Origin of the sequence: Alteromonas sp. DY56-G5 (assembly GCF_041414725.1) — a bacterium.
Classification (GTDB): domain Bacteria; phylum Pseudomonadota; class Gammaproteobacteria; order Enterobacterales; family Alteromonadaceae; genus Alteromonas; species Alteromonas macleodii.
Genome location: NZ_JANHZQ010000050.1, coordinates 20,183 through 27,117 on the forward strand (window position 1 = coordinate 20,183; position 6,935 = coordinate 27,117).

At 43.4% G+C, this 6,935-nt stretch carries 9 protein-coding genes; 4 read left to right on the plus strand and 5 right to left on the minus strand.

What is annotated here, in order from left to right; translation table 11 throughout:
- Positions 1 to 94: 94 nt before the first annotated feature.
- Both NO989_RS18620 and NO989_RS18625 read left to right on the plus strand, forming a co-directional pair.
- Entirely contained in the window at positions 95 to 949 is an 855-nt protein-coding gene (locus NO989_RS18620) for an alpha/beta fold hydrolase (protein WP_371343006.1), read from the plus strand.
- Between the two features lie 226 nt (positions 950 to 1,175).
- Entirely contained in the window at positions 1,176 to 1,754 is a 579-nt protein-coding gene (locus tag NO989_RS18625) for a TetR/AcrR family transcriptional regulator (RefSeq protein ID WP_371343001.1), read from the plus strand.
- A 15-nt stretch (positions 1,755 to 1,769) separates the two neighbouring features.
- Here NO989_RS18625 and NO989_RS18630 read toward each other — a convergent pair whose 3' ends face one another.
- The 3 genes from NO989_RS18630 to NO989_RS18640 all read right to left on the minus strand — a co-directional run bounded on the left by NO989_RS18630 (position 1,770) and on the right by NO989_RS18640 (position 4,053).
- Positions 1,770 to 2,015, minus strand: a complete 246-nt coding sequence (locus NO989_RS18630) for a DUF4235 domain-containing protein (protein WP_014978133.1) — start codon at positions 2,013 to 2,015, stop codon at positions 1,770 to 1,772.
- Positions 2,016 to 2,142: 127 nt separating this feature from the next.
- Positions 2,143 to 2,310, minus strand: coding sequence for a DUF1328 domain-containing protein (locus NO989_RS18635; protein WP_014978132.1), 168 nt, complete (start codon positions 2,308 to 2,310; stop codon positions 2,143 to 2,145).
- 267 nt (positions 2,311 to 2,577) lie between these two features.
- On the minus strand, positions 2,578 to 4,053 hold the full coding sequence (locus tag NO989_RS18640; protein WP_371343002.1) for a catalase: 1,476 nt from the start codon (positions 4,051 to 4,053) through the stop codon (positions 2,578 to 2,580).
- Positions 4,054 to 4,491: 438 nt separating this feature from the next.
- On the opposite strand from NO989_RS18640, the gene NO989_RS18645 reads away from it, so the two are divergent.
- Positions 4,492 to 4,668 carry a hypothetical protein gene (locus tag NO989_RS18645; protein ID WP_371343003.1) on the plus strand — a complete coding sequence of 59 codons (177 nt, stop codon included), beginning with the start codon at positions 4,492 to 4,494 and terminating at the stop codon, positions 4,666 to 4,668.
- Positions 4,669 to 4,680: 12 nt separating this feature from the next.
- Positions 4,681 to 5,019, plus strand: coding sequence for a hypothetical protein (locus NO989_RS18650; protein WP_371343005.1), 339 nt, complete (start codon positions 4,681 to 4,683; stop codon positions 5,017 to 5,019).
- 157 nt (positions 5,020 to 5,176) lie between these two features.
- Here the strand turns inward: NO989_RS18650 and yghU are convergent, their stop codons facing one another.
- Together yghU and NO989_RS18660 are read right to left on the minus strand one after the other, a co-directional pair.
- Complete coding sequence (yghU, locus tag NO989_RS18655) at positions 5,177 to 6,034, minus strand: glutathione-dependent disulfide-bond oxidoreductase (RefSeq protein ID WP_014975482.1); 858 nt, start codon at positions 6,032 to 6,034, stop codon at positions 5,177 to 5,179.
- A gap of 280 nt (positions 6,035 to 6,314) precedes the next feature.
- Entirely contained in the window at positions 6,315 to 6,572 is a 258-nt protein-coding gene (locus NO989_RS18660) for a hypothetical protein (protein WP_014975481.1), read from the minus strand.
- Positions 6,573 to 6,935 lie beyond the last annotated feature (363 nt).

Consider the following 6,935-nt stretch of genomic DNA (forward strand, 5'->3'; position numbering starts at 1 on the left):
AAATAGTCATATTATTGCAAATCTTAACAATCGGCGTTTTACTGGTATGACCAGAAGCATAACGAAAACTAAGGTATGCCTTGTGAGCAAGACGATGACAAAGGACATTCAAGTAACCTGTGAAGATAGTACTCATCTAGCAGCTTCACTTTTTACTCCACATTACCCCGCTATAGCTGCAATTATGATTGGCCCTGCAACGGGTATAAAAAGGCAATTCTACAGCGCTTTTGCCGCCTATTTATGTGAACAAGGCTTTGGTGTTATCACCTTCGATAACAGAGGTATTGGCGGTTCGGTAAAAAGCAGCGTTAAACAAAGCGATGCGTCGTTGGTAACATGGGGCGAGCAAGATATGCCAGCGGTGCTAGAGACATTGAAAATTCATTTCCCTAACGTCCCCTACTTTCTTGTTGGTCATAGTGCTGGTGGTCAGCTGCTCGGTTTGATGCATAATGTGCACGACCTCACTGCCTTTTGTAATTTTGGTAGCTCCTCGGGCAGCCTGAGGAACATGCGTAAAAGCTATTTGCTAAATGCCCATTTCTTCATGAATTTCTACATTCCCGTGAGTAATTTACTGTTCGGCCATACTAAGTCTCAGTGGGTCGGCATGGGAGAGCCACTACCTAAAAAAGTGGCCCGCCAGTGGCAAAAATGGTGTAACGGTAAAGGCTACGTAAAAACAGGCTTTGGCAGTGATGTTAACCAGCATCACTACGACACCATTCAGATACCCTCTAAATGGCTGCTCGCCAACGACGACGATATTGCTAATATTCATAACGTTCACGATATGATTAGCGTTTTCCCCAATATGGAAGCAGAAGTTGAGGAGCTAGATCCACAGGCCTATGACGTAAAAGAAATAGGTCACATGAAGTTTTTCTCCCGTAAATGTCAGCATTTATGGTCTAAGGTCACCGATTATTTTAATCAGTATGTGTGAGTCAACGTGTTGTTGCGGCATCGTGTTGTTGCAGCATCGTGACAACGTGGCTCTGCGCGCTATCGATGCTTACTCAAAGAACAGGTAAATATATAATTTGTCGTCTATAGTGTTGTTATAAAAGACCTGTGAACCAGCAGGTTAAATGTAAAACAAGAAATATAACAACGTTACAAAATCGCTTTTCATACCAGTGTTATATTGCCAACATACAAATGATGACTCAATGAAAAAAGATACCCGACAAAAAATCTTAGATGCCGCTTCGGCGCTATTTTTAAAAGGTGGCACTAACGCACTGAGTGTTCGCGCCATTGCTAAAGGCGCCGGTATATCCACGATTGGCATCTATAGCCATTTCAAGGGTAAGCAGGGTATTTTAGATGCGCTCTACATTGAAGGTTTCGAACTAGTAGAACGTGAAATGTTGGCGGCAGATGGCAATACTGCGGCAGAAAAGGTGATTAATGGCTGCGAGCGTATTTTAACGTTTTCAGAAACCCATGCGGCTCATTACCAGTTAATTTTCGCTTCTAATTTGAAAGACTATACCCCTTCAAATGAGGCAATAGCGGCAGGTGAAAAAGCCTTTATCACGCTAACCAAGCTTACCATGGCGTTGATTAAAAAAGACTTGTCTGTTGAAGAAAAGCAAGATGTGGCTATGCAGGTATGGGCACTAAATCATGGTTATATTACGTTGAATCAGCATGAAATCAGCAACCGTATTACCTGGAATAATTGGAAAGAACGTGCGCTTCAAGCCGTTCGCCTGCACGTTTACGCCCTTGTAGCTACTCAATAGCACAATCTTGTTGTGTTATTTTGGATTACGCTTGTCTAGTGCATATTGAACAGCCATCCGTGCAAGACCTGCTCCAATGCCAGACACTACAGCCCAAGTAACGGCTTCTTTAAGGTCTGTGTTTTCGCTTTGTTTATCTTTAGGTGTAGGTTGATCAGTTACCTTTTCCCAAGACTTTTGCAGCGTTTTTCTCGCAAGAATCCCTGCAGACGCTGCGGCGAGTCCGATGCCTACATTCGTAATGAGCTGTTTATTACTCATGATGATCTCCGATAAATTTATTCACCGATACGACGAAAGAAAAATAACAGCTGCCTATTGAACGGCTAACAGCTGTTTTTTCTGACCGTTGTATCGTCTTTGAATAAAGTTCAAATTTGGCTATAGCTTAACTTTTGCCCCTAACCAAATTCATTACTACTGAAATAATCAGTAAGATAACGAAAACACCAAATATAATTTTGGCTATACCCGCTGCAGAGCCGGCAATTCCACCAAATCCTAAAACCGCTGCAATTAATGCGACAACTAAAAATATTAAAGCCCAACGTAACATGATGTATCTCCTTATTTCGTCAGTTAAAGTCATTTAATATCTTTGTAATTGCAAACCATGGGCCCATTTGAAACTTCATATTATCTATCGCAGAGCCCATAAGGCTTACAGGCTGATAACAGATAATGAAAGGAAATGCGTTTTATCGCTGCCGTAACTCTTATTTCAAAATATACAGGCGTTCTTACCTTTAAAATTGTAAATATTTCTCGAATAAAAAGAATCAGAGTAATTTTCATTAATTAACTCTGATTCCCCCCACAATTACTACCTATTTATTACCGCCTTTCTTACCCGTTCGCCATAGTCACTATCAGCTAGATCGTATTGCACAAACATGGCTTCTTGCACGTCCTTCGTTGCTTGGCTTAAGCCGTCAGCAATGTTGTTTGCCAGCTGTTGTTTTTGATCTTCACTCATAATGCGGTAAAGAGCACCGGCCTGTGAGTAGTTATCTTCGTCACGGTTATCGTAAATATCTAACCATGCGTCTTGCTCTAGCGGCATAGGCGGCTCTTGAACCTCTGGTGCTTCTGCCGGCTCACCAACTCGCGCGCGATTGTTTGGATAGAAGTTGGCTCCACTTCCTGCAAGTGCTGGGTTAATTCCCGCAAAGGCTCCATCTCGTTGATAATTGTGCACTGGACAACGAGGCGCGTTTACCGGTATTTGGTTGTAGTTTGCACCAATGCGGTATCTGTGCGCATCTTGATATCCAATTAGTCGCGCTTGAAGCATTCTGTCTGGCGACGCACCAATACCCGGCACCAAATTGCTCGGCGCGAACGCTGCTTGCTCAGTTTCTGCAAAGTAGTTATCAACATTACGGTTTAACTCCAACTGACCTACTTCAATTAATGGAAAGTCGCTGTGCGGCCACACCTTCGTTAGGTCAAACGGATTAATGTGGTAATTACGCGCTTCCTCTTCATTCATAATCTGCACATTCACGGTCCACGATGGAAATTCGCCGTTATCAATGCTTTCGACCAAGTCTTGCTGAGCGCCATAAGCAGGCATCTTTGCCGCTTCTTCGCTAGTTAGCGTTTTAATACCTTGGTTAGTTTTAAAGTGCCATTTCACCCAATAGCGTTCGCCAGCGTTATTCCAGAAACTCAACGTATGAGAGCTATAGCCATTCACATGGCGATATGAAAGTGGAATACCGCGATCAGACATCAAAATTGTCGATTGGTGTAATGACTGAGGGTTGTTCGCCCAAAACTCATACACGGCCTGCGGATCCGGCAAGTTCGTTCGCGGGTTTTTCTTTTGACTGTGAATGAAGTCCGGAAACTTAATGCCATCTCGTAAGAAGAATACCGGAGTATTATTTCCTACCATGTCCCAGTTTCCCTGTTCGGTATAAAACTTCACTGAGAAACCACGAGGATCACGGGCATAGTCACTTGAATCCTGACCACCACCTACAGTAGAAAAGCGCAAAAACACGTCGGTTTTTTGCCCCTCTTTTTGCAGGAAGTCTGCAATAGTGTAGTCAGATAAGCTCTTAGTTAGCGTAAAGGTGCCATATGCTGCACTGCCCCTTGCGTGAACTACACGCTCTGGAATTCGCTCACGGTTAAAGTGCGCAAGCTTCTCAAACAAATAATGGTTGTCGAAAGTCACCGGCCCGCGTGGCCCCGCTGTTCGGCTCTGATTATCATTAGCAACGGGCGCACCATTGCTAGACGTTAGCGTAGTAGGATTTATAGCTGCACCTGAAAATGGACACTTACTCATTGCGAATTCCTTCTGTTTATTTCTCACCGATTTTTAGTCTTACTAAAATTGGGTGTCAATGCGTGATTAAAGAAATGGTGTTAATCACGCTTTTCGTTTAAACAGATAATCGCTGATTCAATAAAGCAATTAAAGTAAACAAAATCGATAGTTCTAATCGTAATTACTGAATCATTGTCCAAAATTAGTTTTATGCTTAGAATGCATTGATGTGGTGTTATCGAGACAGCAAATACGCGAGGCTTTTTAGAGTCACTGTATTTAATGTCAGGTAAGTGTTAAGCGGCGTCTCTCCTGTTATTAAGCCAGCACAAGGACGCTTTAAGGCCGCAGCACATTTATCTCTCTGCGTATTACTTTTTTGCAATAAAAGTCTAGCTTTGACCTTTGTCCGTAACTAAAGAGACAAAAGTTTGTCTAATGCTAAGGGCTTGAGACATGACAAAACCACTCATCTTCATTACTGGTTTTTTAATGCTGTGCTTGATTACTTTTGCGTCTTGGAAAACCTTTGAAACATTAAGCCATTTCAATGATAAAAATAACGAGCTTTCTTTTATGGGCAGCTCAGGATGGCAGTGGCACAACAAATCACAGGGGCTTCAAATAAAATGAGTCGATGGCTATTTGCCTGCGCTGAGAAAAGTATCTAAGAGCAAAGAATATGCATCGCTCATTACCATTACAGAAAACGGCAGCTATCGCGGCTTTGTGTTTTTCGACCAAGATTGTGAAGTAGGCGCTATAGTCTCTGAAAGAGTAACATACAACGATACCGAACCATCACAAATTGAAGTGTTGCACTGCCTTCATGGCAAGCTGGTGTATATGAAAAGCTGGTCTGCAGTGCCTAACAAACGCTGGCGAGGCCGCGTGGGCAACTTTGAATTCAATGAGCCCCTGAATGAGTGGGATTTCACTCCACTTCAACAAGCCTACTTAAAGATTGTGGCAGAGCTCATCTGAAAATTGGGGTCAGAGTACTTTTTTAAGCTACCGGGCCAGAGTAGGTTCTGACCCCGTTTTATGTTGATGCCTTTCGTTAGCCATTCTGATGCTAAAAAGGCGATTAACCAAAGTAATGTACTCTGACCCCAAATTAAATGTACTCTGACCCCATTATTTAGGCTTTGGTGAGTGCGTCGTCGATATCTTTTGCGCTGTGGCGGTTTTCTAACTGACCATCGTCACCCCAGGTCTTATTGACAATACGGCCACGTTTAACGCCTTCTCGCTGCTCTAGTTGCTTAGCCCAGCGGACTAAATTGGTGTACTCGTGCACTTGAAGGAAAGTGGCTGCATCGTACAGATTTCCGAGCACTAAATTACCGTACCACGGCCATATAGCCATGTCAGCGATACTGTACTCGCTACCTGCCATGAACTCATTGTTTGCTAAGTGCTTGTCTAGCACATCTAACTGACGCTTAGTTTCCATGGTAAAGCGGTTGATAGGATATTCCATTGGATATGGCGCATAGCTGTAGAAGTGCCCGAAACCACCGCCTAAGTAAGGCGCTGACCCCACCTGCCAGAACAGCCAGTTGAAACATTCCGCCTTTGCATGGGCGTCTTGCGGAATGAACTTACCGAATTTTTCCGCCAAGTAAACTAAGATTGACCCAGACTCGAATAGCTTGGTTTCTGGTGACGTTGTCGTGTCGACCATAGCAGGAATTTTACTATTCGGATTGACGTCAACAAACCCAGAAGAAAACTGATCGCCCTCACCAATGTTAATCAGCCAAGCGTCGTATTCTGCTTCGCTCACGCCAGCTGCCAACAACTCTTCAAGCATGATGGTAACTTTCTGGCCATTAGGCGTAGCTAACGAGTATAGCTGCAAACCATGTTCACCATTAGGACGAGCCTTCTCATGGGTAGCGCCGGACACAGGACGATTGATGCTGGCCCACTTGTTGCCATCATCCTCAGCCTGAGTCCAAACTTCTGGTGGTGTGTAGTTACTTTCTGTCGACATAGCAATTCCTTTAAATGACTTTATCGTTAAGGTTAGTGCAATACATAGCTACTAAGAACAGCTTTTAAAGACTTATAGCTCAACGGTGTCGACTAATAAACGGCGATATACGTTTATTGACATAAAAAAGCCGCGCTTTAGCTTTATCCAGAGCGCGGCTTTATAAATAAAAGGCGAGCAGTCCGTTGCCCGCAAACTGGTACTATCGATAGTTGCCATAAGCTTTTGCCAGCGATAACCGTGGCAGAATCGATAGTGTGTAAGAAGGATTAGCCGCGAATTACTTAACCTCGTAGTAGGCATCAATTAAGTCGGACTCATCCAGATAAGCAAACATTTCACTTTGCTCATCTACTGGGCTTTCTGAAACTGTACTAGCAGCCGTTTTAGCAGCCTTTTCATCTTGTGCTGCAACATCAACATTAGGTGCGTCGCAAGCTGAGAGTGTTGCAAGAGCGGCCATAACTAATGACGTAGAGAATGAGCGCCTAATAATTCGCGCGTAGAAAGGACTTACCTTGTTTTTTAACGTGGTCATCAATAACACCCCTTGCTCCTTGTTGTAACTATAAAGAGGTGTATCAATCATTGTGCCAACAAAAAATAAACTATTAATAACAGTAGGTTAGGAGCTTATTAACGAGAATACATATGAGCAACACATAGGAAATGTTGCGCATAGGCAACACCATATTACATTTGGTTGGAGTTCGGCCGCGAAATGGATGAAGTTCGAGCAGTGAGACGGTGGCTTACTTCAGCTTTTGAGTTGTAAGTCATGGTGAAAGCGTTGTTCACAAGTACAAAAAAAGCAGGCTAAGCCTGCTTCAGACTGTTGAAAAAGCCCTAGACGAAAGTCTGGGGCTTTGATCTAATAGGCATAGTGAAATTCGGAGTGTTC